The organism is Microbacterium sp. cf046, from assembly GCF_900114345.1.
Taxonomy (GTDB): Bacteria; Actinomycetota; Actinomycetes; order Actinomycetales; family Microbacteriaceae; genus Microbacterium.
The window spans coordinates 364,774-390,711 of the sequence record NZ_FOZJ01000001.1; the positions used below are offsets into that span (position 1 = coordinate 364,774).

The following is a 25,938-nucleotide window of genomic DNA, read 5'->3' on the forward strand; positions in this document are numbered from 1 at the left end:
AAGGCGATCGATGACGAACGCACCCACGGCAACGAACCTGATGACCGACTTCTCGCTCGAGATGACGGGAAAGGACATCGACGACCTCGACCAGGCTGCCGGCCTCATTCCGGCGGGCACGCGCGTGAATGTCACCTTCCTCGGCAATGAGGACCTCGAGATGCGGCTTGCGGCATCCCGTTCTGTGCTGGCGAAAGGACTCGTGCCGGTGCCGCACATCTCAGCCCGCCGCCTGACCAGCCGTGCCGAGTTGGAGACCTACCTCGGAGCGCTCCGCGACGCAGGGGCCATCGACAGTGTGTTCGCGGTCGGCGGCGACCCGAGTGAACCGGCAGGGCCGTACTCCGACTCGGAGAGCGTGATCCGATCCGGGCTGCTCGCCGAGTACGGCGTCCGCCGGGTCAGCATCGCGGGGTACCCGGAGGGCCACCCCGACATCGCCGACGACGTGCTGTGGGATGCGCTCGCCGGCAAGGCCGATTCGCTCGCCAAGCAGGGCCTCGAGGGCACGATCATCACCCAGTTCGCCTTCGACGAGGAGCCGGTCTTCGCGTGGATCGAGAAGGTCCGTGATCGCGGCATCACCCTGCCGATCCGCATCGGCGTGCCCGGTCCGGCCGGTGTCAAGCGCCTGGTCGGGTTCGCTCGTCGGTTCGGCATCGGCGCGAACGCGATGATCGTGAAGAAATACGGCTTCTCGCTGACGAATCTGATGGGCACAGCCGGACCCGACAAGCTCATCTGCGCGCTGGAATCCGGTTACGACGCCGAGCGGCATGGTGAGGTGCATCTGCACTTCTACACGTTCGGCGGTCTCACCGCGACGTCCGAATGGATTCAGCGCTTCGGTCAGAACTGACGACCCCCGATACTCGACGAGGAGAGCACATGATGCCCGCACCCAGCCTGCAGGACGCGATCGATCGCGCGGGGTCACCGATGGCCCTGCTCTGGAAGCCGGGGGTCGCACCCTGGGCCGTCCCCGTCGTCGAGCCGGAGTTCGGCGGGTGGGCCCAGGAGCAGGCGGCGTGGCGATCGACGGTGGCCCTGTTCGATCTCTCGTTCCACATGTTCGACACCTTCTTCGAAGGATCCGACGTCACGCGTCTGCTCAGTGAGGTGAGCGCCAACAACTACGACTCCTTCGCGATCGGCCAGGCCAAGCAGTTCGTGCCTGTCGCCTTCGACGGCAACATCATCACCGACGGCATCCTGCTGCGAACCGGGCAAGAGGCGTACACACTCACGGGCGTGCCCGCCGCGCAGAACTGGGTCAAGTACCACGCGACGAACGGTGGGTACGACGTGCAGTTCACCACCGACCCCGATTCCTCTGTGCGACGGGATGCCGACCCGCGCCTGTTCCGCTTCCAGGTGCAAGGGCCGCGAGCCATGGACGTCGTCGAGCGGGCGCTCGGGCGGACGCTTCCTGAAACGAAGTTCTTCCACTCGGTCGTGCTCGAACTCGACGGGGTGCCCGTGCGTGCCCTGCGACACGGGATGGCGGGTCAAGCCGGCTACGAGTTCATCGGAGACTTCGCCCACTATGTGCACGTCAGGGAAGCGCTGCTGAACGCGGGTGCGGCATCCGCGATCGCACCCGTCGGAGGGCTCGCATACTTCACGAACGGCGTGGAGAGCGGGTGGATCCCCACGCCGACCCCTGCCGTGTACACGGACCCGCGCCTCGAGGAGTACCGCCGGTCGCTCCCGGCACTCTCCTACGAGGGCATGAAGCCCCTCAGCGGCAGCTTCTACTCCGACGACATCACCGATTACTACATCTCACCGTGGGAGCTCGGCTATGGCCGGTCAGTCTCGTTCGCCCACGACTTCATCGGGCGGGATGCGCTCCTGGCAGCGCGCGATGACGTGCGACGTACGAAGGTCACGCTCGAGTTCGATGCGGACGATGTGCGCAGAACCATCGGCGATGAAATCGGCTACCTCAACAGCTACGGCCGGTTCCGCATCGAGCACGGCGGCGAGCTGGCGGGTATGACCTTCTGGACCTCGCACATCGACCCTGTCGGGACGGTGCTCGCGCTGTCGCTCGTCGACCACGCGGCCGCAGCCCCAGGCACCGCAGTCGAGGTCGTCTGGGGAGAGCACCCGGGCAGCGGAACGGCGACGGATGCGAATCTCGGCTTCCCGCGCATCCGCGCCACCGTGCAGACCTCGCCCTACGACGACTACGCGCGCACCGCATACCGCGCGGACGCGCTGGCCTGATCGGCTCGGGCTGAGACGGCATCCGGCCGCGGCGGGATCGGGGTCGGAGTGCACAGGGAGGTCAGGGTGGTCAGATCCATCGGGCGCGTGCACATCCGCGACTTCCACGACGATGATCTCGACGGCATCGTGCGGCTGTGGGAGGGAGCGAGCCTCAAGGGCAGTCCGGTGTACTCCCTCGCCGAGGTGATCGCCTCGTGCCAGGCCGACCACGCTGTCGTCGCGGTCTCCGACGACCGGCTCGTCGGTGCGGCTGTCGGGCGCGCCGCCCACGCGCAGGGCTGGATCGTGTTCTTCGCGACCGAGGCGGACGGGCAGTCCGAGCGGATCGACACGGCACTCCTCGACGCGCTCGAGCGACGGATGGCTCCTCTCGGGCTGGGGAAGCTGTCGATCCTCCTCGCGGAGCACGGAGACGGATTGGCAGGGCTCCTGGCCAACGGCTACGAGGTGCGCCATCAGCTGCGCTACCTCGAACGGCCGATGCCGGTCCAGCGGCGAGAGCTCGATCTGCTCAAGGAGGTGGGCGGCCGCATCCTGCCGCGTCATCTGTGGCGGAACGTCAGCGGCATGCGGCGCGAGAAGCAGCTGCTGGAGGAGCGACTGGTCACTCCGCTCGCGCAGCCCGAGATCGCGGAGCGGTTCGGCGTGGTGCCGCCCCGCGCGGTGATGCTGTTCGGGCCGCCCGGCACCGGGAAGACGACGTTCGCGAAGGCGGTCGCCTCGAGGCTGAACTGGCCATTCGTCGAGCTGTTCCCGTCGCGCCTCGCACACAGTCCGGGTGGCCTCGCGGGGGCGCTTCGCGCGGGGTTCGAGGTGATCGCAGATCTCGAGCACGTGGTCGTGTTCATCGACGAGGTCGAAGAGGTGGCATCACGACGGCGCGGGGACCCGCCCTCGCCGACGCAGGGCGTCACCAACGAACTGCTCAAGCTCGTTTCGGAGTTCCGTGAGCGCGAGGGACGCCTGCTGATCTGCGCGACCAACTTCATACGCGGATTGGATGCCGCATTCCTCCGGCCCGGGAGGTTCGACTATGTCATCCCGATCGGCTTGCCCGACCGCGACGCACGACGGGCGATCTGGACGCGCTATGTGCCGGAGGGCGTCATCGGCCGCATCGACGTGGACGCACTGGTCAGCGCGAGTGAGGGCCTCACGCCCGCCGACATCGAGTACGCGGCGCGCGGCGCATCGCAGGAGGCCCTCGCTCGGGCCCTCAAGACAGCGCCCAGGATCGACGGCGACGAGACGGATGCGGCCACGACCGCCGGCGCACCCGTGGTCGACCTGCGGACCGACCACTATCTCTCAGCACTCGCGGCGACGCGGGCGACGGTCTCGCCCGACGCCGCACGAGCGTTCCTCGAGGACATCGCGACGATCGGCCGCCTCTGAGCGGGTCAGGCGGAAGAAGCCGACCGGCCCTGAACCGGCCACATCGTGCCGGCCGGGAGGTCGTCGTCCATCACCGCGATCAGGGTGAGTGCCTCCTTGAAGCTCCCGCGGTCGAAGTCGGCGAGAAGGGCGTCCACCTCGGCATTCACCTGAGCGACCCGTGCGCGGCCCTCCTTCGCGGCGTCGAGGCCATTGGTCGTGACCTCGTACCAGATCACACGCTTGTGCACCGGGTGAGGAACGCGTCTGACCCATCCGAGCCCCTCCAGGTGCCCGAGTGCAGTGGTCACGCTCTGCGGGGTGAGCCGGAACAGTCGGGCCAGGTCGGACGCCGACATGTGCCCGAGCTCGTCCAGGTGCACAGTGATGCCGAGCTGGGTGACCGTGACTCCGAGGTCTTCGATTGCTTCGACGACACGGCGGTGGAGCGCCTGGTTCGCCCGCCAAAGGCGGTACGGGGTTCCATCCAGCCACGCGGACGCGGCCTCGGTGGGGTCTGTCGGCATTCGCGGTGCTCCGTTTCAGTCAGTTGCGACATTATCAGAGTGAGAAAACTTTGAAGATGACTGTATACATTGCAGATAACTGGTAACATCGCTGCATCCCGCGAAGCAGCGGGATCGACAGTCTCGAAAGGACGATCTGATGGCAAGCCTCGAAGATGAGATCCAGCGACTCGGGGGTCCGCTCGAACTCCTGCGCAGCGGGCGCTCCGGTGCCTACGTCTTCCCCGTCAAGGCGGAATTCACGAACTGGCGGGATGAGCAGGAGTCGTGGCGCACCACTGCGGCCCTGATGGACCTCTCCCTGCACATGCCCGACCTCACCGTCGAAGGCCCCGATGTCTTCGCCCTGCTGGCGCACATCGGTGCGAACAGCTTCCGCAACTTCGGGCCCATGAAGGCGAAGCAGCTCATCGCTGTGGGACATGACGGCAACATGGTCGGTGACGCGATCCTCTTCTGCCTCGGCGAGAACCTCGTCCGCATCGTGGGGCGCCCGCCGGCGTTGAACTGGGTTCAGTTCCACGCCGAGACCGGCGACTGGGATGTCACCGTGCGCAAGGACGAGCGGGCGATCCTCAACCCCAAGGGCCGCGAGCTCTACCGCCTGCAGCTGCAGGGACCGACAGCGGGCGAGATCTTCGAAAAGGTCAACGGCGGCCCGCTCCCCGAGATCAAGTTCTTCCACATGGCCACGATCAAGATCGGGCAGTACGAGGCCACTGCGCTCAATCACCGGATGTCGGGCTTCCCCGGGCTCGAGTTCTTCGGCCCCTATGCCGAGCTGGAGGGCGTTCGCGACACGCTGCTCGAGGCCGGCGCGGAATTCGGCATCACCCAGATCGGCGGCCGAGCCTACGCGTCCGTGGCGACCGAATCCGGGTGGATCGCGAACACGCTGCCGGCGATCTACAGCCAGGCCGAGATGAAACCCTTCCGGGAGTGGCAGAACGTCCGCTCGTTCGAGGGCATGCTCGCGCTCGGCGGCAGTTTCGTCTCCGATCGGATCGAGGACTACTACGTCACGCCGTGGGATCTCGGATACACCCACATCACGAAGTTCGACCACGACTTCATCGGTCGTGAAGCGCTCGAGGAGCGCCAGGACGAACCGCACCGCTCCAAGGCATGGGTCGAGTGGAACCGAGATGATGTCGCCAAGATCTTCGCGAGCATGTACAACGAGGGCGCCGAGCGGTTCAAGTACCTGGACAGTCCGATGTCGACGTATACCGCGTGCCAATTCGATCGTGTCGAGAAGGACGGCCGGCACGTCGGCAACATGAACCTGTCGATCTACTCGTCCAATACCCGGAGCTGGCTCTCACTCGGGTCTCTGGACAAGGACGCCCAGCCCGGCGACGATGTGGTGCTGACCTGGGGCGAGCCGGGCGGCGGCTCGAACAACGCCGCGATCGAGCGGCACGCCCAGACGACGGTGCGTGCGAAGGTCATCGCGCGACCCTTCTCCGGCATCACCGAAGGGTCCGGATCCAGGATCCCGGCTACCGTCTGACCCGCCTCCGCCCACCCGCCGTGCGCGTTCACGGCGGGTGGGCGCGTGGGGTCGCGAACGCAGCTGCTGCAGCAACTGACACGTCTGGTTCACCCCCCGCGATCTGCACGGTTATCTTGCGCCCCGGGCCATCGTGGACCTCGATCCCTTCGGGTTAGCGTCGAACATCCCGACGCACCGGATGCAAGGAGGCACCATGCGAACAAAGACTGCCGTACTCAGGATCGTCGCTCCGCTCGGAGTGGCCGCACTGCTGTTGAGCGGATGCTCGGGCGGAGGCGCTCCGGCCGAGACCGAAAGCTCGGCCCCGGCAGGACCGTTCACTCTCCGGGTGAACTGGGGCGGCTTTCCGGTGACCTGGGCACCCGGCTCGGCTGCGATGCAGGCGGGCCACCTGCGCATCCCGTACGAGACTCTCCTCACCCGCACCAGCGACGGCCAGATCCACCCGAACCTGGCGACCGAGTGGGAGTACGGAGAGGGCTCGATGTCACTGACCCTGACGCTCCGGGACGACGTCGTATTCCAGGACGGGACGCCCTTCAACGCCGAGGCGGTCAAGACGAACATCGAGTACGTGAAGGATGTCGTCGGCGGACAGTACGGCGGCCCGATCGCGGCAGGCGTCAAGTCGATCGACGTGGTCGACGACTCGACCGTCACGATCAACTTCACCCGCCCGTACGGCACGTTCACCACGCTGCTGACGCAGCAGAATCTGCCGATGGGAAGCCCCGCGGCCATCGCGGACGGCTCGATCGAGACGCACCCCGTCGGGACGAGCCCGTGGGCGTACGACGAGTCGAAGTCGACGGCCGGCTCGATGATGTACTTCGGCAGGTTCGACGACTACTGGGGCGAGATGCCCGCAGCCGAGAACATCGAGCTGTACGCGATCCCGGATGACACTGCAGCGGTCGCCGCCGTCATCAGCGGGGAGATCGATGTGACGGATGCCGAGGCCGAGCAGGTCCCGCGCATCGAGGAGTCGTCGGACGTGGACTGGTACCAGTACCCCGCCCTGCGCAACAACATCACGTTCTTCGACCGTGGCCCGGACGGCGTGCTCGGCGACGAGAACGTGCGCCAGGCGCTGTGCTACGCGCTGGATGTTCCGGTGTACGCGAGCCTCGACACGACGACCCACGCCGCGGACCAGCACTTCATCGAGGGCGAGCCGGGTTACAGCGCCGACATCGACGGCTACCCCCACGACCTCGACAAGGCCGAAGAGCTGCTCGCCGAGGCCGGCAACCCGACCCTGGACCTCACGATCCCCGCCGCGCCGTTCAACAAGCAGCAGGTCGAGATCTACGCCGAGCAGATGAACGAGCTGCCCGGCGTGACGGTCACCGTCCAGGACCTTGCAGTTCCCGAGTACGTCGCCACGTGGTCCAGCGGTCAGTTCCCGCTGGGCATCGGCTCCCACCCGCAGATCACGCCGCAGGACTGGTACGGGGCATGGTGGGCCGACACAGCCCGCACGAACCCGTCGGGCTGGGCGAGTGACGAGCTCAAGGCGCTCGCGGGCCAGGCGTACGGCGCCGGCGACACGCCCGACTCCGATGAGGCCTGGGCTGCGGTCATGAAGGAGGTCGCCGACGAGGCGCTCGTCTGCGGCCACATGCAGGTCGACCAGGTCATCGCGTACAACAACACGACAGTTGCCGACGTCCAGCCCTCCGAGGCGGTCTGGGAGGTCAACCTGATCGACTACTGGGCGGTCAAGCCGGCCAGCTGATCGGCGGGCGTCCCTCGCGGGCGCGCTTACAATCCACACTGACGACCACTACGAGGACGAGGCGGCCAGACCCACATGATCAAACTCATTGGGAGCCGCCTCGTCCTCGTCATTCCTCAGCTGCTGATCGTCGCTCTGCTGGTCTTCCTCCTGGTCTACCTGGTTCCGGGCAGCGTGGCGGGCATCGTGCTGGGCGACAGTGCCAATCCCGAGGACATCGCGAGGGTCGAGGCGCAGCTCGGTCTCGATCGGCCGCTCTACGAACAGCTCGGCGTCTACTTCGGCGGTCTCCTCCGCGGAGACCTGGGCGACTCGTTGATCTACGGCAGGTCGGTCGGCGACATGGTGCTCGAGCGGCTTCCCGCGACGCTCTCCCTGGTGGCCGGCGGACTCCTCGTCGCGATCGTCATCGGCGTGGGGCTGGGGATGCTCGCCGGTGTGTATGCGCGCCGCCCGGTCGACCGTGGGGTCACCGTGTTCAGTTCGCTTCTGCAGTCGGTGCCCGAGTTCTGGATCGGACTGATCCTCGTGCTCGTCTTCGTGATCCAGCTGCGATGGGCGCCCGTCGTCGCCTGGACGCCGCCCGACGAGGATGCGGCGGCGTGGCTGCGGGGACTGCTCCTTCCGTGCCTTGCGCTCGGCGCGGGCGCCTCGGCCCTCATCGCCCGGCAGACCAGGACCGCAGTGGCCGAGTCTCTTGCATCGCCCTACGCCGACATGCTCACCGCGGCCGGGGTGCCGCGCTCTCGGATCATCTGGAAGTACGCGCTGAAGAACGCGATGGTTCCGGTGCTGGCGGCGTCGGCGCTGGCGGTCGGCATCCTGTTCGGCACGAGCCTCGTGATGGAGCGGGTCTTCGCCTTCCCCGGCCTCGGCGGCCTGCTGCTGACGAGCGTCATCAGCAAGGACTTCCCTGTCGTCCAGGGCGCGGCGCTCGTCGTCTGCGTCATCGTCATCTTCGTCAATCTGGTGGTCGACATCGGGTACGGCGTACTGAACCCGAGGACCCGTCCGCAATGAGTGCCCTCGAGAATCCGCACACGACGACCGTCGCCGCCGGCGCGCAGGCGGCGCCTTCAGCGCCGACCGGTATCCTCCGCGTGGTGCGCATCGTGCTGGGCAAGCCGCTTGCAGTGGTGGCGATCTGCTGGCTCCTCCTCGTCGTGATCGCGGCGGTCGGAGCGGACTGGCTCGCCCCCTATGACCCCCTCGAGAACAACTTCACCCTCGAGGGAATCCTGCAGGGGCCGAGCGCCGAGCACTGGCTCGGCACCGATGAGAACGGCCGCGATGTCCTCAGTCGCCTGCTGTACGGGGCGAGGATCGCGCTCGCGGTGGGCTTCGGCTCGGTGCTGGTCGCCATGCTGATCGGAGTTCCGATCGGCCTGTTCCTCGGCTATCGCGGGGGATGGTCCGATCGCGTCGGAACGCGTTTCGTCGACATCTTCGATGCACTGCCAGGGATGCTCGTGGCATTCGCGATCGTCGCGATCCTGGGTCGCGGACTTCCCTCAATCATGCTTGCTATCGGTCTCATCTTCGCGATGAACTTCGCACGGATGGCTCGCGCGATCACTCTCGCGGAGCGTTCGAAGCTGTACGTGGATGCCGCGAAGGTCGGCGGCATCCGGGAGTCCTCCATCCTCTTCCGGCAGGTGCTGCCGAACCTCGCCGGACCGCTCGTCATCCAGGGCGCGATCCTCGTCGGCGCCGCGATCATCATCGAGTCGGCGCTGAGCTTCCTCGGAATCGGTCTCGAATCCAGCGTTCCGTCGTGGGGCGGCCTGCTCGGAGTGGCCGCGGCCAAGCAGGCCGTGCAGCCATTCCTCGCGTTCCCACCCGGCCTGACGATCATCCTCACCGTGCTCGCGTTCAATGTCCTCGGCGACGCGGTGAGCGAGGCCCTGCATGGCGAGAAGCGCAAGCGGTTCAAGATCCTGACGCCCAAGACGCAGGCCGCCGCGGCACCCGCCGCCGCCGCTGCGGACCCCGACGCGATCCTCGAGATCCGTCATCTGAACGTCGAGCTGCGCGGAGCGGGGGAGCCGGTCCCGCTCGTGCGGGATGTGTCCCTGACCCTTCAACGCGGTGAGATCGTCGGTCTTCTGGGTGAATCCGGCTCGGGCAAGTCGACCACGGCGCGCGCCGTGCTGGGACTGCTCCCTCCCGGGATCGGGATCTCGTCGGGATCGATCCTGCTCGACGGGCATGAGCTCGTGGGCAGGACCGAGAAGCAGCTGCGCCGCTTCCGGGGGACGACCGTCGCGGCGGTCTTCCAGGATCCGATGGCTTCCCTCTCGCCCGTGCACACAGTGGGCGAGCAGTTGCGAGAACCGCTCCGCGCTCATTTCAAGCTGTCCAAGAAGGCTGCCCGGGCGCGTGCGATCGAACTGCTGGACCGGGTCGGCGTGCAGAACGCCGCGGCGCGCATCGATGACTATCCCCATCAGTTCTCGGGTGGCATGGCGCAGCGCGTGGCCATCGCGATGGCACTCTCGGCGGGCCCCATGCTGCTGATCGCGGATGAGGCCACGAGCGCACTCGACGTGACGACCCAGGCGCAGGTTCTCGATCTCCTTCTCGACCTGCGCGACGAGTTCGGGATGGCGATCCTGCTCATCACCCACGACCTCGGAGTGGTCGCCGAGGCCTGCGACCGCGCCGCCGTGATGTATCGAGGTGAGGTCGTGGAGATCACCGAGGATGCGGCAACCCTGTTCGATGCCCCTGCTCACGAATACACGGCCAAGCTGCTGTCCGCGCGGACGCCGCGTCCGCGCAGGAAGACGGTCGCACCGCCGGTCGAGACGGTGGTCCCATGAGCCTCGACCAGGCGGCCGTGATCGACAGCGAGGAGCTCATGATGCATCCCCTGCTCTGCGTCCGAGACCTCACGATCTCCTATGACCTGCCGCAGGCGCTCTCGCTCCGGCCGAAGAGGGTGCCCGTCGTCAAGAACGTCAGCTTCGACATCCGCCCTGGCGAGACCCTGGGTCTGGTGGGGGAGTCGGGATCCGGGAAGTCGACGACCGGGCGCGCGATCCTGCGACTGCTGGACCCGGCATCCGGATCCATAGAATTCGATGGCGTCGAGGTGACGGCGTTCGGTCGGCGCACACCGCTGTCGTACCGGCGCGACGTGCAGGCGGTGTTCCAGGACCCGTCCACATCCCTGAACCCGCGCCAGCCGGTGTCGATGGCGGTGACGACGATCCTGCGACGACACGGCGTCGGCAATCGCGCGCAGCGCGATCGACGGGCAGCTGAGGCCTTCGAGCACGTCGGCCTGCAGCGCATGCACCTCGACCGGTACCCCGGTGAACTGTCCGGTGGTCAGCAGCAGCGCGTCGCGATCGCCCGTGCGATCGCTTTGCGTCCACGCCTCATCGTGTGCGACGAGGCGACCAGTGCGCTCGACCTGTCCACGCGCGGGCAGATCATCGAGCTGCTCGGCGACCTGCAGGTCGAGACGGGGGTGAGCTATCTCTTCATCGCCCACGACCTCGGCCTGGTCCGCCATTTCTCCGACCACATCGCGGTCATGCGGTCGGGCGAGATCGTCGAACTCGCCTCGGCGAACGATCTGTTCGAGCGCCCTGAGCACCCGTACACGCGCAAGCTGCTCGGAGCGACGCCGGAGGATCATCCTCGAGGCCGCGAGGAGCGGCGCAGAGTGCGCAGGGCCTTCGCGAGCGCCCACGGCGAGGGACTCATCCCCGACGTGTGACGGCCGGCGCGACCAGCACGGCTGATCGACTGCGTCCGGTCACTCGTCCAACAGGACGTACGAGCTCTCGAAGCGCCAGTGCATGTCGTGGGTCGTCGCCGGAAGGACCTCGGCGTACAGCGCATCCCGAGGTGCTGTCACGGTCGAAAGCGGCCCGCCGTGCGCCAGCGACGCGAGCAGCAGACCCGCGTGCTGCTCCGCGAGGATCGCGCGGAAGACCGCCTCGCGGACCGTGCGACCGACGATGACGGCGCCGTGCCAGCGCATCAGGCCAAGCCCGCTGTCGCCCATCGTGCGGACGAACTGCTCGGCCGCCTCGTGGTCGCGGATCAGCTCCGGTCGATCCCAGAGAGGTATGCGCTCGGGCCAGAAACTCGCATGCATCATGAGCAGTTCACCTGGCGGCTCGGCCATCGCGGCCAGCGCAACGAGGTTCGGGGAATGCACATGAATGAGAGATGCGATCTCCGGCTTCGCCCTGTGCATCGCCGCGTGGATGTACAGCTCGAGCGGCAGACCCGGACGGAACTCGTCGTCGAGGCCCAGTTCGAACAGCTCGTCGGGGCGACACAGATCCTTGCGCCGCCCCGCGCCCGGGCAGATCAGGTAGCGCTCGGGGTCCTCCGTGAGAAGGCTGACGTGCCCGAACATCCCGATCAGCTCGTGGCGACCGAGAATCCGCGTCGCCGTCGCGAGCTCGGCCCGGAGCGCTGACCGATCTGCCACCTGCGTTCTCAGTCCTTGCGATAGCCGGTGCGCGCGAACTCGTTGTAGGGCGCCGGCTGCACGGTCGCCCGCAGTCGCGGGAACCCGAGTTCGGCATCCGGAGCCGTTCCGAAGCCGGGGTGATCGCCCCACACGACCTCGACCTGCGTGCCGGGCGCAGCGTGCTCACGAGCGATGAGCGAGAGTGCGAGCACAGTGCCGACCGGCGCGATGCGCGCGGCTTGGAAGGTCGTGCCGACGAGGTCGCCGCCGACTTCGATCCGATTGCGGGCGTACGAGTTGAGGTAGGCATCCGTGCTCTCGAAGACACGGCTGACATCCGCCTCGTCCAGTTCGAGTGTCACCTTCGTCCGGCGGACGTTCTCCTTCGCTTCCTGGAGCGCGTCCCGACCGATGAAGTCGTGGTTGAACGAGACGGATCGGCCGTAGCCGAGCTCCCACGGCGTCGTGTAGTAGTCCTCGATGCTTTCGGAATAGAAGCTCCCGTAGAGAGGATTCTGACCCTCGTAGGTGAACAGTCCGAGTTGCGCGCGGTACTCAGCCAGACGCGGATCCGTGTAGATGGCGGGCGTGGGCGTGGGGATCCAGCCGCTCTCTATGCCGTTGGTCGCATATGACAGCGCGCCGACATGCACGAGGCCCAGCGGCTCGCCGGCGGCGGTGAGCGCCGCCTTGACGGCGTCGTGATCCGAGTACGCACCGATGAACTCGTAGCCGGGCTGGCCCGCCATTCCGTGCCTCAGCGCGCGGAACTTCGCGCCGGCGAGCTCGACCGGGGTCGAGTGGAAGAACTTCGTCTCGGGGAGCGGTCCGCCGAACGCGTTCTCGACCAGTTCGAGCGCGCGAGGACCCTGAATCTGAAGGCGGAACAGGCGGGGGTCGTCCTGGCGGTAGCTGAGGTCCGGGTCGGTCTCGAACTCGACGTCGTACCCGCCGGCGGTCGCGTGGTACGCGACCCAGTTCTGCGCGCCCGGCACGCCGCTGAGCACGTAGGACTCGTCGCTCTCCTTGAGCAGGATGCCGTCGGTGATGATGTTGCCGTCGTACGCGACCGGCACGAACTGCTTCGCCTGACCGACGACGAAGCTGTCGATGTTGTTCGCGCTGACGTCACTCAGGAGTCGCGCGACACCGGAGCCGCGCAGGAACGTGTCGGACATGTGGAAGGACAGGTCCGAGATCGCCACGGTCGAGCGCCACGCGTCCTGCTCCGGCGCCCAGCCGGCGTACTCGTCGTCGACGACGGGCGGCTTCCACGGGTCGGCTCCTGGTTTCCACAGCAGTCGCTGCGGCGATCCCGCCTGGTCGATGCCCTGCTGGAGGCTGACGAAATCCCACGCCATCTCAGGCTCCTTTGCCCTCGTGCTGTCACTCGACCGCGATGCCGTGGTCGAGTCAGTTATATGAAGCAGTGTAAGTCAACTGAAAACTCTTGCCAAGAGCGATCCGTGGCATGACATCCGCGCGGTTAGTCTGGGCACGCAGCGTCAAGGGAGGCGGACGATGGATCGACTGGTCGTCATGAGAACATTCGTCACGGTCGCGAAGTCGTCGAGCTTCAGCGGCGCGGCACGCGAGTTGGGCATCTCCGGCTCGCTCGTCTCCCGCCATGTCGCCGATCTGGAGCGGCAGGTCGGCGTGCGCCTGGTCAATCGCACGGCGCGGTCCGTCTCCCTCACTGAGGCGGGACACCGGTACGCCGAGTTCGCCGACCGCATCCTTTCGGAGATCGACGAGGAGGACGGGGCGCTGTCCCAGTCGCGCGATGCGCCGGAAGGCACCCTCTCCGTGATCTGCCCCAAGTGGATCGGGACGCTCGAGGTCGGGGACGCGATCGCCGCCTTCGTCCGGGACCATCCGAAGATCCATCTGCGGTTCGAGCTCGGCGGCATGTCGGACCGCAATTACGACTTCCTGGACAGGGGATACGACGTCGCGTTCCACACGCGCGATCTGCGCGACTCGAATGTGCTGGTGCGTCGTGTGTCGGAACTGCCGTTCGTGCTCGCGGCATCGGCCGACTACGTGCGCCGGCGCGGAACCCCCGAGTCAGTCGCCGATCTGGGCGAGCACGATTTCGTCCTCCATCCCAACGACCCGGTCTGGCGCCTCGGAGAGGGGGCGGACACGATCCACTACAAGGTGCAGAACGCGACTGTGGTCGCCAATTCGTACCTGGTGATCGAGAAGCTCGTCGAGAGCGGCTGCGGCATCGCCCTCATCCCGAGGCGTCCCGCCGTGAATCGGCTGGACAGCGGTGAGCTCGTCGAGCTCCTCCCCGACCACCGCCCTCCAGCGCGCGCGCTGTATGCGGTGCACGGCCCAGGCGGCCGGACGCCTGAGCGAGTGCGGATCTTCCTCGACTTCATGACCGGGTGGTTCCGGGCGAACGCGGCACGCGGCGCCACCGGCTGACCGCGGCCGCAGTGGTACCGGATGCCTTGTCGTCAATTGATGATTATGTTTGAATAACTAAAATCATCGACTGATGCGACGAGGCGGACCAATGGGGGATGCAGCGGATGCCGAGTTCCTGGAGCTCGCGGTGCTCGTCGTCGACATCGCCCGCGAGATCCAGCTCCGGGCGGCGATGAGCACCCCGGTGGTACCCCTCACACAGACCCAGGGTCAGGTCATGCGGTACGTGCACGACCACCCCGGCTGTTCCGCCACAGACATCGCCGACGGCAGCGGTCTTCAGCGCGCGAACGTGAGCGCGGCCCTTCGGGATCTCCGCGGTCGTGGGTACATCACGTCGCGGCGGGACGAGGATGACGGTCGCGCGATTCGCATCGACGCGACTCCGCTGGCGGATGAGACGATCGCGAAACTGCGCAGGTCGTGGGCGGAGCTCGTCTCCGACGCCTGGAACGCGGATGCCGCCGACGATCACACGCCGAACCTGGACCATCTCACCGCGGACCTGGCCCGCATCCGCGAGGGACTGCGTGCACACCGCGCAACTAAAGCGTTCCGCATCCCGTCTCCCGCCCCGCTGGGCGGCGGCACAGACTCGACACATCACCTCGTTATCGCTGAAGGGCCGAGCACTGATGGCGATTGAGCGCATCGAATCCGTCACGTACGGCGTGGACGACCTGGCGGAGTGCACGCGATTCTTCAGCGACTTCGGGCTCACCCTCGCCGAGGAGGCCGACGATCGTGTCGTGTTCACGACACAGGTCGGGCAGACCGTGGTCCTGCGCCCGGTCGACGCGCCCGACCTCCCGCCGTCGGTCGAGACCGGTCCCGGCATCCGGGAGGTGATCTGGGGGGTCGATTCGCATGGGGCGTTCGACGCGCTGGTCGCCGAGCTGCGCACGGATCGCGCGGTGACCGTGGTCGACGGGGTGGCGCACACGCACGACGAGACCGGTTTCGGCCTCGGCTTCGCGATCACCGACCCGGTGCACCTGAACTACGACCCTCGCCGCTACAACAGCTCGGGGCGGGTCGAGCGCTGGAACCAGCCGCACACCGCGATCCGCGACATCCGCCCGATCCGCATCTGCCACGTCGCGCTGAACATCCCGAAGGAAGGGCGGTGGGATGCCGTGCACTTCTATACGGACCGCCTGAACTTCCGGGCCACCGACATCGTCAAGCCGATGGGTGTGTTCATGCAGGTCGAGGGCGATGACGACCAGCACAACTTCCTGCTGTGCCACCGCCCGGATCGGGCCGGGACGAATCACACCTCCTACGAGGTATCGGGTTTCGACGATGTGATCGAGGGCGGCAATCACATGATCGAGAAGGGCTGGCGCGAAGCGCGGCGGCTCGGTCGGCACACGGTCGGATCGAACGTGTTCCGGTTCATCCACAATCCCGCGGGCGGCCGCGTCGAGTACGCCGCCGACATGGACCGCGTCGACGAGACGTACGGCCCGAACGTGCACGAGGAGACACCCCCGCACCACATCTGGGTGCTCGAGACGAATCGCGATGCCGAACAGGGGACGCTCCCCGGCGGAGACGGCGTCGCCGAGCCCGGGTCGGCTTCGCAGCCCGGTTCCACCGAATTCAGTGAACCCGCTGAGCCCCGAGGAGACTTCCAATGACCGCTCCCACGGACACCGTCACCGAAGCGCCGAGCCGGGCCGCCGAGATCTACTCGCGCGCCCGCCTCGGCCTGTACATCGACGGCGAGTGGCGCGAAGGCGCCGCCGGGCGCTCGTTCGAGATCCTCAACCCCGCCACCGATGAGGTCATCGGACACGTCGCGCGCGCCGAGCTCAGCGACATCGACGACGCGCTCGAGGCAGCGGAACGGGCCTTCCCGCTGTGGCGCGACACCTCGGCGTTCGAGAAGAGCCGCATCCTGATGAAGGCCGTCGCGCTGCTGCGCGAGCGCGCCCCCGAGATCGGCACGCTCATGGCGATCGAGCAGGGCAAGCCCCTCGCCGACGCGACGACCGAGGTCATGCGGGTCTCGGGAACGCTGGAATGGTGCGCCCAGGAGACGCGCCGCCTGTACGGCCGCATCATCCCGACCGACATCGACACGCAGCTCACCGTCCGATACGAGCCGGTCGGAGTCGTAGGGGCCATCGTGCCGTGGAACTTCCCCGCGGGCTCCCCGATGCGCAAGATGTCGGCGGCGATCGCGGCCGGATGCGCGCTCGTCATCAAGGCGTCGCAGGAGGTGCCGGCGACCGTATGCGCACTGACGCAGGTGTTCCACGACGCAGGGCTCCCCAAGGGTGTGCTGAACCTCGTGTTCGGTCGCGGTGCCGAGACGGCCGAGCGGCTGATCGACGCGCCTCAGACGCGCCTGATCGCCTTCACCGGCTCGGTGCCGGTCGGCAAGGAGCTCAACGCACGCGCCGGCGCGCTGATGAAGCCGACCATCATGGAGCTCGGTGGGCACGCCCCCGTCATCATCGCCGCGGATGCCGACCCGATCGTCGCCGCACGCCGCACCTCTGCGGCGAAGTGGGCGAATGCCGGGCAGGTCTGCACCTCGCCCAGCCGCATCTTCGTGCACGAGAGCATCGCCGAGGAGTTCACTTCCGAAATGGTCCGGTGCGTCGCGGCGCTCAAGGTCGGCGACCCGCTCGAGGGCGGTGTCACGATGGGGCCGCTCATCAACGCGAAACGGGTCGAGGCGACCGAGCACCTCGTTCAGGATGCCGTCGCGCACGGTGCCACGATCGCGTTCGGCGGCGAGCGCCTCGGCACCCGAGGCAGCTACTACGCCCCGACGATCCTCACCGGCGTGCCGCTGGATGCCGAGGTGATGTCGGAGGAGCCGTTCGGCCCGATCGCGCCGATCACGACCTTCACCGACCTCGATGACGCCCTCCGGATCGCGAACTCCCTGCCGTTCGGACTCGCCGCGTACGGCTTCACCGAGTCGGCCTCCACCGCCGACCTCCTGGCGCGGGGCTTCGAGGCGGGAATCCTCTCGATCAACCACTGCGGCGGCTCCGTCACCGAGGCGCCGTCCGGCGGCGTGAAGGAGAGCGGCCTCGGCCGCGAAAGCGGTCCCGAAGGCGTGCAGGCGTACCTCATCACCAAGCGCGTCAACCACAGGCTGCGCTGAGGGAAGAGCTGATGCGATACGCCAGGGTCGCTGTCGACGGGAGGGAGCTCTTCGCAGCCGTGCATGACGACCACGTCATCGAACTCACCGACGTTCGACGCTTCGGCGAGGTCCGGGACGGCTCCTTGACCTCGACGGGTCGCGGGGAGCCGCATCCGCTCTCCGCCGTGACCTTCCTCCCTCCGGTGATCCCGCCGACCTTCTACGCGGCGGGGTTCAACTACCGGGCCCACAACCGTCACCACGAAGACCTCGGCTACGACCCGGTCAAGGTCGGCCCGCACCCCGAAGTCGGGTACCGGGCGCAGAGCGCGCTGATCGGGCACGGCGCCGCGATCGTCAAGCCCGACGACATCGAGGGCAGATTCGAGACGGAGGCGGAGGTCGTCGCGGTGATCGGCCGCACGCTCCGGCATGCGAGTCGCGATGAGGCGCACGACGGCATCTTCGGCTGGACGATCGGCAACGACGTGAGCGCGCGCGCCTGGCAGCACTCCGACCGCACGCTCTGGAGGGCGAAGAACGCCGACACGTTCAAGCCCATGGGGCCGTGGATCGAGACGGAGGTCGACCCGCTGAAGTCGAGCACCACCGTGCGGCGGAACGGCGCGGTCGACGCGCAGTTCGCCACCGGCGACATGATATTCGACCCGTACGACTTCATCGTCGAGATCACGAAGTACATCACCCTGAGCCCCGGCGACGTCCTCTGGATGGGCGCCGACGGCAACACCCCGATGGATGCCGGGGATGTCATCGACATCGAGATCTCCGGCATCGGAACCCTCACCAATCACGTGGTCGGCGCAGCCGCCGGCACCGACGCAGAAAGGATGCTGACATGAGCACCACCGAGACGAACGCCGGCCCGCAGCAGGTGGCGACCGACTTCAGCCTGCCCGAACCGAAGTTCGACGACCAGGGCCGCAGCATCGAGCCCAAATACATCCATCACGTCAATTTCCCGACGACCAATGTCGACCGCACCGTCGAGTGGTACACGAAGGTCTTCGGTCTGAAGCGCGTGATGCCGAAGAGCAACACCCGCGTCGTGCTCATGACCAAGGGTCGCTTCGACATGCACTTCACCCCCGTCGAGGAGATGGACCGCATGGCGCCGTACCACTTCGCAGTCGAGGTGGAGGACTGGGATGCGTTCCTCGGCCATCTCGACAGCCTCGGCATCCGTCACACCCGCACGGTCGAGCGGCCCGAGAACCAGTCGAAGTTCTGCTATATCCACGACCCCGATCACACGATGATCGAGCTCGTCTTCCACGGCAAGCGCCCGGCCTGATGGCCGTCGTCGACAACAGCGGCACGCGGATCTACTACGAGGTGCACGGCGAGGGATCGCCGATCGTCTTCGTGCACGGCTCCGGAGGACACCACGCTGCGTGGTGGCAGCAGGTGGTCGCGCTGCGCGGAACACACACCGTGGTCACCCTGGACCTGCGCGGATTCGGCAAGTCCGACTCCGACGAGACGTACGACAGCCTCAGCTTCCCGGGCGACATCGTCGCGGTGCTCGAAGACGCCGACCTGACCGATGCGGTCCTCGTCGGACAGTCCATCGGCGCGGCCGCGGCCCTCAAGGCCGCACTGCGCGTGCCGCACCGAGTGCGCGGCGTGATCCTCGCCCACAGCCTCGGCGGCATCGACGACCCCGAGGTGGTCCCGCTCGTGAAGGCCGACCGCGCGGAGGCCGAGAAGCTTCCCGTCATCGATCGACTCCTCACGAAGCGCTTCCGCGAGGAGGAGGAGGCCAAGACGTTCCTGTTCACCCAGATGGGCACGTTCAACGCGGCGCGGATGCAGGACCTCCGCAACCTCGCCGTCGACGGCCCCACGGTGGCGGACATCGCCGAGTCGGGCATCCGCATCGCCTTCCTCGCGGGCGAGAAGGACGCCGTGATCAGCCCGACGACAGTCACCGCAGCACATGAGCTGATCGATGGCTCACTGCTGCGGATCGTGCCCGATGCGCCCCATTCGATGTATTGGGAGCGCGCTGACCTGTTCAACGCGGCGGTCGCCGAACTGACCGACGCGCTCGCCGACCAGAAAGTCGAGGTGGCCTGATGGCCGACGTCCTGCAGAACGATGCCGAGAAGATCATGGCGATCGCCGAGCGCGAAGCACGGAGGATCGGCAAGGGCCTGGCCATCGCCGTCGTGGACTCCGGCGGCTTCATCGTCAGCATCCGCCGATTCGACGGCGCGCGCCCGATGACCCCGCTCATCGCGCTCTCCAAGGCCTACACCTCGGCAGTCATGCAGCGTCCGAGCGGCATGCTCAAGCCGTGGTCGAACAACGACCCCGTGTTCTTCAGCCAGGTCGCGACGATGGGCAACTTCCCGATCGTCGCAACCGGCGGCGGAATGACCCTCAAGCGCGACGGCGAATTCGTGGGCGGTGTCGGCGTCTCAGGCGGAACGCCCGGCGAGGACCAGCTGGTGGCCGAGGTGGTCGTGGGCGAGCTCGGCTACGAGACCGACTTCTCCGAGTGGGCCGGCGCCAAGGCGCCTGCCACCGAGAGCGACTGAGGGCGTCGAGGATGGCGAATCTCTTCGCGTACCGCATCGACAATCACGGCGACAACGTGCGCCCCGAAACGATCCAGGCCGCTCGGGCGAAGTTCCGCGCGAAGGAGATCGATGCGGATGAGCTTCGCGAGATCGAGGACGAGGCGATCCTCGACCTGATCTCGCAGCAGCGCCACCTGACGCTCTCCTGCTTCACCGACGGGGCTTTCCGCAGTGGGGACTACCGCAGCGCTGTGCTCCATTCGGTGTCGGGGTTCGTCCGCGTGCCAGATCGGAAGACCCCCGACGGCGTCGGGGTGTGGACGGTCGACGGTCCACTCAAGCTCAAGAAGCCGATCGCGTCGGATGCCGCCCGGTTCCTCCTGGAGAACACCGGCTTCCCGGTCAAGGTGAAGCTGCCTTCGGCCGCCCACCTGGCAGCGCACACGTACTCTGACTCGGCAGTCCGCGCCTACCCCGGTGCGGCGGCGCTGGGCGACGCGATCGCCGAGCTGCTGCACGACGAGATCGAGCACCTGTTCGAGATCGGTGTGAAGTTCGTCCAGCTCGACAACCCCGACTTCTCTGCTCACCTCGTGGGGCGCGAGGCGGGTGAGCTCAGTTTCGATGAGGCCATCGAGATCGACGCGGCGGTCGTGGCGGGAATCGAACGCGAGGAGGACCAGAAGGTCGCCCTGACGATCGGCTGGGGGGACCACACCGATGCCTCGGTCGATCTTCAGCGCGCCGAGAAGCTGTTCGCGCTCGAGTACGACAAGTACACCGTCCCCTACCACTCCGATGCGGCCGTCGCGCAGGACCTGCCGAGGCTCGTGCCCGATGACAAGCAGATCGGGCTGGGCATCGTGGACGCCACGGTCGCAGCGCTCGAGGACGTCGACATCGTGATGAGCCGCATCGATCGTGTGCTCGAGGTCCACGACTGGGACCGCGTCGGTCTGCTGCCGCAGCGCGGCTTCCAGCAGGTGCACTACATTCCAGCGGCCCTCACGATCGAGGAGCAGCGCAAGAAGCTCGAGCATGTCGAGACGATCGCAACCATGGTCTGGGGAAACGAAGCATGAGTGAGCCGGTCGCCGTGTCCGCGCGGCTGTTCCCCGACCCGGCGCACCTCGATGCCGCGGTCGCCTCCGTCCTCGCCGCCGTGGGCGGAGTCCGCGCCGAGGAGGGGTGCGAGCAGTACGACCCGCATCTCGCTGACGACGGCAGCCTCCTCATCGTGGAGCGCTGGTCATCTCGAGAGGCCCTCGCCGCCCACGACACCGGTTCCGCCGTCCAGGTGCTCCGCGACGGTCTGGAGGGTCTCATGATCGCGCCCGCCCAGGTGACGGTGGCCGTGGCGCTCGACTGACAGGCAGCTGGACCGGACCGGCATGCCGAGTTGCAGCGGCGGGCATGCTGACCGACGGCGTCCGGCGCGATGCCGGACCGCGAAGCCCGTGGAGCGTATTGAGCTTCCGGTTCACACTCACCGACCGCCGAGCAGTGTGTGAACGGGAAGTTCAATGCGCTCCCGGAGCGACATCGAACGACATCCGCGGATCCTGCACTCGCTCAGCCACCGGAGGGGCGCGGATGCGGGACGTATCGCGGGATCGTCACCGCGAATCCCACGGCGCCGAGAAGTCCGATGACCCCGATCACGGCTGTGGCGGCCGAAAGTGTCGAGGCGGCGGTGATCGCGGCGATCAGGAGCGGCGCCGCCGCACCTCCCGCATCCGTCAGCGTGCGCCACGAGCCGAGGAACGCGGCCGGGTCTGCCGGCGGCGCGACGTCCGCGCCGAGCGTCATCAGTATGCCGCTGGAGAGGCCGTTGCCGATGCCGACGACGACCGCGACTGCGATGAACCAGCCGAACGCGGCCGGGAGGTCGTGCGTGAAGGCGAGGCCGAGGAACGCAGCGCCCATGAGCACCATCGACGGCAGCGCCGCCCACAGGCGTCCCCACCGGTCCATGATCTGGCCGCTCGAGTAGAAGAGGCCGAATTCCAGCGCACCCGTAATCCCGACCACGAGGGCGATCGTCTGTGCGTCGAGGCCCAGCGAGAGGCCCCACAGGGGCAGCAGGTAGACGCGCGCCTGTCGAAGGGCGGACAGCGTCGCGGCCGGCAGCCCCAGTCGCGCGAGCACGCCGCGGTAGCGCCACATCGTGCGGAACACGCCCTGCCGCTCGGCGGTCGGGATCGACCCGGTCGTCGCTTCGCCGGTGTCATCGGCGATGTCGTCCTCGATGCGAACAGGTGCGTCGCGTGGCGGCGTGAGCCCTGCCGAAGCCAGCTCCTCCTCGGGATCGCGCCCGACCAGCACGAGCAGGATCAGTGCGACGAGGCACGCCGCGAAGAACCAGGCGACGGCACGCTCGTCGTCCCACACCGCGAGCATCGCCGCGGCTACGAACGGCCCGGCGAACATGCCGAGCCGGAACGACCCGCCGAGGACCGAGAGGGCCCTCGCGCGATAGTTCAGCGGAACGCGGGTCGTCATGAATGCGTGCCGAGCCAACCCGAACGCCGAGGCGCACAGGCCGATGCCGAACACCGACACCGCGAGCAGGGCGAGGGTCGGCGCGAAGATCACACCGAGCGAGCCGGCAAGAGCGAGGGCGCCGGCAATCGCCATCGTGTACCGCTCCCCGATCCGGGCGACCAGCCATCCCGCAGGCAGGTTGCCGACGAGCCGGGCGACGACGAGCGCCGCGGCAATGAACGCGGCCTGGGGGACATCCGCACCGAGGGATGCCGCGACGACGGGCAGCAAGGGAAGCAAGGCGCCCTCGCCGAGGCCGAACAGCAGCGTCGGTCCGTAGATCATCGGCGCGAAGCGCCACAGCATCTGACGCGTGCCCGAGTCGAGGGCCGACCGGCCGCGAGCACTCATGGGCGGAGCTCGTCGACGACCGCGCGCGCCCATGCCGCGGCCGACGCAGCCGGATCCTGCCGGCTCATCACGTCATGTTCGCCGAAGGGTCCGACGCGCTGCGCTCCGAGACGCGTGAGCAGCTCATCGAATTCATGGCTGCCTCGGTTGTAGCTCTTTTCATAGGTCGTGTCACCGAGTCCGAACATCGCGTAGCGCAGGCCGGTCAGGTCTGGGTTGAGGTCATCGAGATCATCGTGGAGGAACTGCGCGAAGCCGGGCAGTTCGCCACCGCCGTGCGTCGAGCACGTGATGAAGTAGAACGCATCCCGATCGATGTCGTCGGGTGCGGCATCCGCCATGTTCTCGACTTCGATCGCGAGGTCGGGCAATTCCTTCGCGATCGCCCGCGCGGCATCCTCGGCGTTACCCGATTCAGTACCGAACAGCGCGATCATCCTCATGGGACGCCATCCTCTCCGCCCGCTAGGCGGGTGTCGCGGCGAGGTAGTGCTCGATGACGTACTCGGCGATCGCGATCGATGAAGTCGCGGCAGGCGACGGGGCGTTGCGGAGGATCGTGACCGGTCCGACCTGGTCGACGGCGAAGTCGTCGAGCAGGTCGCCTGCCCTGCCCCACGCCTGGGCGCGAACGCCGGCGGTGCTCTTGTACTCCAGATCAGACATCGTCAGTTCGGGCACGAACCGGCGCGCCTTCTGGAAGTAGAGCGGCTTGATCAGGGATCCGCTGATCTCGTCGACGCCCATCCGCCAGTGCTGCTTCGCGAGCGGCCAGGCTCCCGGCCACCGCAGCGACTCCCAGGTGTCCTTCAGGGAGATCTGCAGCCAGGTGTAGCCCTCGCGCGAGAGGGCCGGCACGGCGTTGGGGCCGACGTGCACGTTGTCGTAGACACCGCGCGTGAAGTGAACTCCGAGGAACGGGAATCGCGGGTCGGGGACCGGGTAGATCATGCCCTTGACCAGGTCGGTGCGTTCGGGTGCGAGCTCCCAGTACTCGCCACGGAACGGCAGGATCTTCGGCGACGGGTCGGCGCCGACAAGACGTGCGACGACGTCGGACTGCAGCCCCGCGCACGCGATCACGCGGTCGAACACGTGCTCGCCGAGCGGTGTGATGACCCGCACCCTGCCGTTCTCCAGCCGGATGCCGGTGACCTCGCTGTGCAGCAGAATCCGCCCGCCCGCCGCGCGCACGTCCTGCGCCATCGTGTCGGTGATCGCCGCGTAGTCCACGATCGCGGTGTGCGGGGAGTGCACGGCGGCGACCCCGGCGACGTGCGGCTCGATCTCGCGCAGGTGCGACACGTCGTCGATGCGCGTCAGGTCGGGCACGCCGTTCTCGAGCGAGCGACGCTCGATCTCGGCGAGGGCATCGAGCTCGGTCTCGTCGACGGCGACCACGAGCTTGCCGACCTCGCGGTACGGCAGGCCCTTCTCCTCGCAGAACTCCCGGATCGACACTCGACCCGCGGCGCACAGCGTCGCCTTGAGCGAACCGGGCTTGTAATACAGGCCCGCGTGCACGACGCCGGAGTTGTGGCCGGTCTGGTGCTGTGACAGCCGCGCCTCCTTCTCGAGCACCGTCACCTCCGCGCCACGCCGTGCGAGCGACCGGGCCAGCGCGACCCCGACGATGCCACCCCCGATGATGCCGAGGTGCTGGTGGCCCTGCGCCGTCACGCCGACCTCACTGCCGCGGTCTTGACACGCGTGTAGAAGCGCAGCGCCTCGAGCCCCTGCTCCTTGAACGGCGACCCCGATTCGCGGAATCCACCGAACGGCTGATGGATGTCCCAGCCACTGGTGGGCTGATTGACGGACACCTGCCCGGTTTCGGCTTCGTCGATGAACCGGTTGGCCGAGGCGAGGCTCGTCGTGAAGATGGCGCTGGACAGCCCGTACGCGGAGTCGTTCACGGCGGCGATCGCCTCGTCGAGTCCGTCGACGGTCAGCATCCCCAGAACGGGTCCGAAGACCTCTTCGCGCCAGAGCGAGTTGTGACGGTCGACGGTCATGAGCATCGGCACGACGAACGAGCCACGCTCGATGAGCGTCTCGTCGACGTCGGCTGACGCCACGACCTCCGCCCCCTCGGAGATTCCGCGCTCGACTCGCTCGGCGATGTCTGCCTGCGCGGTGCGGCTGACGACGGGCCCCAGGTCCACCCCGTCAGCCCCGCCCGGACCGACGCGCAGCGCGCGGATCGCGACGCTGATGCGCTCGGTGAGCTCGTCCGCGATCGAGCGGTCGACGATGAGTCGACTCGTTGCTGTGCACCGCTGTCCGGCCTGTCCGAAGGCGCCCGCGACGATGACCGATGCCGCGAGCGTCAGGTCCGCATCGGCCAGCACGACCGCGGCGTTCTTGCCGCCCATCTCGGTCTGCACGCGGACGCCGCGACCCGCGAGCCTGCGCTGCAGGCCGAGGCCGACAGCGGTCGACCCGGTGAAGGACACCGCGGCGATCCGGCGGTCGTCCACGAGGGCGTCGCCGATCTCCGAGCCGCGGCCGGTGACCGTGCCGAGCGCTCCCGCGGGCACCCCTGCGCGGTGGAGGATCTCGGCGAGCCGGAGTGTGATCAGCGGAGTCTCGGTGGCCGGCTTGATGACGACCGCGTTGCCCGCGACGAGCGCCGGTGCGAGCTTGCGTGCGGGAGTCAGCAGCGGGTCGTTCCAGGGGGTTATCAGCACCACGATGCCGATAGGCTCGCGGATCTGCATCGCGTACGTGCCGGGTCGCGCATCGGGCAGCAACTCGCCGAACGGCAGTCGCGCAAGGCCGCCGTAGTACTCGAAGAACTCGGCGGTCTTGCCCACCTCGCCCCCCGCCTCTGCCCGGGTCTTTCCCATTTCCGACACGATGAGCTCGGTGAGTCCGGCCGCCTCGGCACGGAGCATCGTCGCGGCATCCAACAGGATGCGCCCACGTGCGAGCGGGCCGACCGCGCGCCACGCCTTCGCCCCGGCGGATGCGGCGTCGAACACCGCTTCGACGTCGGCGGCCGTGAGGGCGGGAACCCTTCCGACCAGCGCACCGTCGGCCGGATCGGTCACGTCGATCACGCGACCCTCGGGTGCGGCGACGAATTCGCCGCCGATCAGATTCGCGAGCGTAGGCACCGTCATGC

General features: G+C 67.7%; 25 protein-coding genes. 18 read left to right on the forward strand and 7 right to left on the reverse strand.

Annotation, left to right across the window (positions count from 1 at the left end; all coding sequences use genetic code 11):
- The first annotated feature begins 10 nt into the window (after positions 1 to 10).
- The 3 genes from BM349_RS01730 (at position 11) to BM349_RS01740 (ending at position 3,630) form a co-directional block, all read left to right on the forward strand.
- Positions 11 to 859, forward strand: coding sequence for a methylenetetrahydrofolate reductase (locus tag BM349_RS01730; protein ID WP_091701772.1), 849 nt, complete (start codon positions 11 to 13; stop codon positions 857 to 859).
- 29 nt (positions 860 to 888) lie between these two features.
- Positions 889 to 2,232, forward strand: coding sequence for an aminomethyl transferase family protein (locus tag BM349_RS01735; RefSeq protein WP_254773681.1), 1,344 nt, complete (start codon positions 889 to 891; stop codon positions 2,230 to 2,232).
- Positions 2,233 to 2,310: 78 nt separating this feature from the next.
- The gene (locus tag BM349_RS01740) at positions 2,311 to 3,630 is read left to right on the forward strand and encodes an ATP-binding protein (protein WP_091704704.1); all 1,320 of its coding nucleotides are present in this window, start codon (positions 2,311 to 2,313) and stop codon (positions 3,628 to 3,630) included.
- A gap of 5 nt (positions 3,631 to 3,635) precedes the next feature.
- Here BM349_RS01740 and BM349_RS01745 read toward each other — a convergent pair whose 3' ends face one another.
- The gene (locus BM349_RS01745) at positions 3,636 to 4,136 is read right to left on the reverse strand and encodes a MarR family winged helix-turn-helix transcriptional regulator (RefSeq protein WP_091701776.1); all 501 of its coding nucleotides are present in this window, start codon (positions 4,134 to 4,136) and stop codon (positions 3,636 to 3,638) included.
- A gap of 139 nt (positions 4,137 to 4,275) precedes the next feature.
- Here BM349_RS01745 and BM349_RS01750 point away from each other — a divergent pair, with 139 nt between their 5' ends.
- The 5 genes from BM349_RS01750 to BM349_RS01770 all read left to right on the forward strand — a co-directional run bounded on the left by BM349_RS01750 (position 4,276) and on the right by BM349_RS01770 (position 11,117).
- A complete protein-coding gene (locus BM349_RS01750) occupies positions 4,276 to 5,649 on the forward strand; it encodes an aminomethyltransferase family protein (RefSeq protein WP_091701781.1) in 1,374 nt (457 codons plus the stop codon).
- A 196-nt stretch (positions 5,650 to 5,845) separates the two neighbouring features.
- Complete coding sequence (locus tag BM349_RS01755; RefSeq protein WP_175525152.1) at positions 5,846 to 7,390, forward strand: ABC transporter substrate-binding protein; 1,545 nt, start codon at positions 5,846 to 5,848, stop codon at positions 7,388 to 7,390.
- 75 nt (positions 7,391 to 7,465) lie between these two features.
- Entirely contained in the window at positions 7,466 to 8,410 is a 945-nt protein-coding gene (locus BM349_RS01760) for an ABC transporter permease (RefSeq protein WP_091701791.1), read from the forward strand.
- Positions 8,407 to 10,212 (forward strand): dipeptide/oligopeptide/nickel ABC transporter permease/ATP-binding protein, encoded by a 1,806-nt coding sequence (locus tag BM349_RS01765; RefSeq protein WP_091701794.1) that lies wholly within the window; start codon positions 8,407 to 8,409, stop codon positions 10,210 to 10,212. The genes BM349_RS01760 and BM349_RS01765 overlap by 4 nt, the downstream gene beginning before the upstream one ends.
- On the forward strand, positions 10,209 to 11,117 hold the full coding sequence (locus BM349_RS01770) for an ATP-binding cassette domain-containing protein (RefSeq protein WP_254773682.1): 909 nt from the start codon (positions 10,209 to 10,211) through the stop codon (positions 11,115 to 11,117). The genes BM349_RS01765 and BM349_RS01770 overlap by 4 nt, the downstream gene beginning before the upstream one ends.
- Positions 11,118 to 11,156: 39 nt before the next feature.
- Here BM349_RS01770 and BM349_RS01775 read toward each other — a convergent pair whose 3' ends face one another.
- Together BM349_RS01775 and BM349_RS01780 are read right to left on the reverse strand one after the other, a co-directional pair.
- Positions 11,157 to 11,843, reverse strand: coding sequence for a class II aldolase/adducin family protein (locus BM349_RS01775; protein WP_175525153.1), 687 nt, complete (start codon positions 11,841 to 11,843; stop codon positions 11,157 to 11,159).
- 8 nt (positions 11,844 to 11,851) lie between these two features.
- The gene (locus tag BM349_RS01780) at positions 11,852 to 13,186 is read right to left on the reverse strand and encodes an aminomethyltransferase family protein (RefSeq protein WP_091701802.1); all 1,335 of its coding nucleotides are present in this window, start codon (positions 13,184 to 13,186) and stop codon (positions 11,852 to 11,854) included.
- A 178-nt stretch (positions 13,187 to 13,364) separates the two neighbouring features.
- On the opposite strand from BM349_RS01780, the gene BM349_RS01785 reads away from it, so the two are divergent.
- The 10 genes from BM349_RS01785 (at position 13,365) to BM349_RS01830 (ending at position 21,285) form a co-directional block, all read left to right on the forward strand.
- Complete coding sequence (locus BM349_RS01785; protein WP_217645632.1) at positions 13,365 to 14,258, forward strand: LysR family transcriptional regulator; 894 nt, start codon at positions 13,365 to 13,367, stop codon at positions 14,256 to 14,258.
- 91 nt (positions 14,259 to 14,349) lie between these two features.
- The gene (locus BM349_RS01790) at positions 14,350 to 14,907 is read left to right on the forward strand and encodes a MarR family winged helix-turn-helix transcriptional regulator (protein WP_175525154.1); all 558 of its coding nucleotides are present in this window, start codon (positions 14,350 to 14,352) and stop codon (positions 14,905 to 14,907) included.
- Positions 14,897 to 15,904, forward strand: a complete 1,008-nt coding sequence (locus tag BM349_RS01795) for a VOC family protein (RefSeq protein ID WP_091701816.1) — start codon at positions 14,897 to 14,899, stop codon at positions 15,902 to 15,904. Before BM349_RS01790 ends, BM349_RS01795 begins: the two co-directional genes overlap by 11 nt.
- Positions 15,901 to 17,388: an NAD-dependent succinate-semialdehyde dehydrogenase gene (locus tag BM349_RS01800; protein WP_091701819.1), complete on the forward strand. Its 1,488-nt coding sequence runs from the start codon at positions 15,901 to 15,903 to the stop codon at positions 17,386 to 17,388. The genes BM349_RS01795 and BM349_RS01800 overlap by 4 nt, the downstream gene beginning before the upstream one ends.
- Before the next feature lie 11 nt (positions 17,389 to 17,399).
- Entirely contained in the window at positions 17,400 to 18,233 is an 834-nt protein-coding gene (locus BM349_RS01805) for a fumarylacetoacetate hydrolase family protein (RefSeq protein ID WP_091701822.1), read from the forward strand.
- Positions 18,230 to 18,685 carry a VOC family protein gene (locus BM349_RS01810; RefSeq protein WP_091701826.1) on the forward strand — a complete coding sequence of 152 codons (456 nt, stop codon included), beginning with the start codon at positions 18,230 to 18,232 and terminating at the stop codon, positions 18,683 to 18,685. The genes BM349_RS01805 and BM349_RS01810 overlap by 4 nt, the downstream gene beginning before the upstream one ends.
- Positions 18,685 to 19,470 carry an alpha/beta fold hydrolase gene (locus BM349_RS01815; protein WP_091701830.1) on the forward strand — a complete coding sequence of 262 codons (786 nt, stop codon included), beginning with the start codon at positions 18,685 to 18,687 and terminating at the stop codon, positions 19,468 to 19,470. Before BM349_RS01810 ends, BM349_RS01815 begins: the two co-directional genes overlap by 1 nt.
- Entirely contained in the window at positions 19,470 to 19,934 is a 465-nt protein-coding gene (locus BM349_RS01820) for a GlcG/HbpS family heme-binding protein (RefSeq protein WP_091701833.1), read from the forward strand. The genes BM349_RS01815 and BM349_RS01820 overlap by 1 nt, the downstream gene beginning before the upstream one ends.
- Positions 19,935 to 19,945: 11 nt before the next feature.
- Positions 19,946 to 20,998 (forward strand): hypothetical protein, encoded by a 1,053-nt coding sequence (locus BM349_RS01825; protein WP_091701838.1) that lies wholly within the window; start codon positions 19,946 to 19,948, stop codon positions 20,996 to 20,998.
- Positions 20,995 to 21,285, forward strand: a complete 291-nt coding sequence (locus BM349_RS01830) for a putative quinol monooxygenase (protein ID WP_091701842.1) — start codon at positions 20,995 to 20,997, stop codon at positions 21,283 to 21,285. The genes BM349_RS01825 and BM349_RS01830 overlap by 4 nt, the downstream gene beginning before the upstream one ends.
- Before the next feature lie 203 nt (positions 21,286 to 21,488).
- Here BM349_RS01830 and BM349_RS01835 read toward each other — a convergent pair whose 3' ends face one another.
- Genes BM349_RS01835 through BM349_RS01850 form a run of 4 tightly spaced genes read right to left on the reverse strand, consistent with a single transcriptional unit; the run spans position 21,489 to position 25,936 of the window.
- Complete coding sequence (locus tag BM349_RS01835; RefSeq protein ID WP_254773683.1) at positions 21,489 to 22,811, reverse strand: MFS transporter; 1,323 nt, start codon at positions 22,809 to 22,811, stop codon at positions 21,489 to 21,491.
- Positions 22,808 to 23,254 carry a flavodoxin family protein gene (locus tag BM349_RS01840; RefSeq protein WP_091701846.1) on the reverse strand — a complete coding sequence of 149 codons (447 nt, stop codon included), beginning with the start codon at positions 23,252 to 23,254 and terminating at the stop codon, positions 22,808 to 22,810. The genes BM349_RS01835 and BM349_RS01840 overlap by 4 nt, the downstream gene beginning before the upstream one ends.
- Positions 23,255 to 23,276: 22 nt before the next feature.
- Entirely contained in the window at positions 23,277 to 24,491 is a 1,215-nt protein-coding gene (gene lhgO / locus BM349_RS01845) for an L-2-hydroxyglutarate oxidase (RefSeq protein ID WP_217645633.1), read from the reverse strand.
- Positions 24,488 to 25,936: an aldehyde dehydrogenase family protein gene (locus tag BM349_RS01850; protein ID WP_091701850.1), complete on the reverse strand. Its 1,449-nt coding sequence runs from the start codon at positions 25,934 to 25,936 to the stop codon at positions 24,488 to 24,490. The genes lhgO and BM349_RS01850 overlap by 4 nt, the downstream gene beginning before the upstream one ends.
- Positions 25,937 to 25,938 lie beyond the last annotated feature (2 nt).

Coding starts and splice junctions, on each gene's coding strand:
- BM349_RS01730 (WP_091701772.1), top strand. CDS start 11: ATGACGAACGCACCCACGGCAACGAACCTGATGACCGACTTCTCGCTC.
- BM349_RS01735 (WP_254773681.1), top strand. CDS start 889: ATGATGCCCGCACCCAGCCTGCAGGACGCGATCGATCGCGCGGGGTCA.
- BM349_RS01745 (WP_091701776.1), bottom strand. CDS start 4,136: ATGCCGACAGACCCCACCGAGGCCGCGTCCGCGTGGCTGGATGGAACC.
- BM349_RS01750 (WP_091701781.1), top strand. CDS start 4,276: ATGGCAAGCCTCGAAGATGAGATCCAGCGACTCGGGGGTCCGCTCGAA.
- BM349_RS01755 (WP_175525152.1), top strand. CDS start 5,846: ATGCGAACAAAGACTGCCGTACTCAGGATCGTCGCTCCGCTCGGAGTG.
- BM349_RS01760 (WP_091701791.1), top strand. CDS start 7,466: ATGATCAAACTCATTGGGAGCCGCCTCGTCCTCGTCATTCCTCAGCTG.
- BM349_RS01765 (WP_091701794.1), top strand. CDS start 8,407: ATGAGTGCCCTCGAGAATCCGCACACGACGACCGTCGCCGCCGGCGCG.
- BM349_RS01770 (WP_254773682.1), top strand. CDS start 10,209: ATGAGCCTCGACCAGGCGGCCGTGATCGACAGCGAGGAGCTCATGATG.
- BM349_RS01780 (WP_091701802.1), bottom strand. CDS start 13,186: ATGGCGTGGGATTTCGTCAGCCTCCAGCAGGGCATCGACCAGGCGGGA.
- BM349_RS01785 (WP_217645632.1), top strand. CDS start 13,365: ATGAGAACATTCGTCACGGTCGCGAAGTCGTCGAGCTTCAGCGGCGCG.
- BM349_RS01790 (WP_175525154.1), top strand. CDS start 14,350: ATGGGGGATGCAGCGGATGCCGAGTTCCTGGAGCTCGCGGTGCTCGTC.
- BM349_RS01795 (WP_091701816.1), top strand. CDS start 14,897: ATGGCGATTGAGCGCATCGAATCCGTCACGTACGGCGTGGACGACCTG.
- BM349_RS01800 (WP_091701819.1), top strand. CDS start 15,901: ATGACCGCTCCCACGGACACCGTCACCGAAGCGCCGAGCCGGGCCGCC.
- BM349_RS01805 (WP_091701822.1), top strand. CDS start 17,400: ATGCGATACGCCAGGGTCGCTGTCGACGGGAGGGAGCTCTTCGCAGCC.
- BM349_RS01810 (WP_091701826.1), top strand. CDS start 18,230: ATGAGCACCACCGAGACGAACGCCGGCCCGCAGCAGGTGGCGACCGAC.
- BM349_RS01815 (WP_091701830.1), top strand. CDS start 18,685: ATGGCCGTCGTCGACAACAGCGGCACGCGGATCTACTACGAGGTGCAC.
- BM349_RS01820 (WP_091701833.1), top strand. CDS start 19,470: ATGGCCGACGTCCTGCAGAACGATGCCGAGAAGATCATGGCGATCGCC.
- BM349_RS01825 (WP_091701838.1), top strand. CDS start 19,946: ATGGCGAATCTCTTCGCGTACCGCATCGACAATCACGGCGACAACGTG.
- BM349_RS01830 (WP_091701842.1), top strand. CDS start 20,995: ATGAGTGAGCCGGTCGCCGTGTCCGCGCGGCTGTTCCCCGACCCGGCG.
- BM349_RS01835 (WP_254773683.1), bottom strand. CDS start 22,811: ATGAGTGCTCGCGGCCGGTCGGCCCTCGACTCGGGCACGCGTCAGATG.
- BM349_RS01840 (WP_091701846.1), bottom strand. CDS start 23,254: ATGAGGATGATCGCGCTGTTCGGTACTGAATCGGGTAACGCCGAGGAT.
- BM349_RS01850 (WP_091701850.1), bottom strand. CDS start 25,936: ATGACGGTGCCTACGCTCGCGAATCTGATCGGCGGCGAATTCGTCGCC.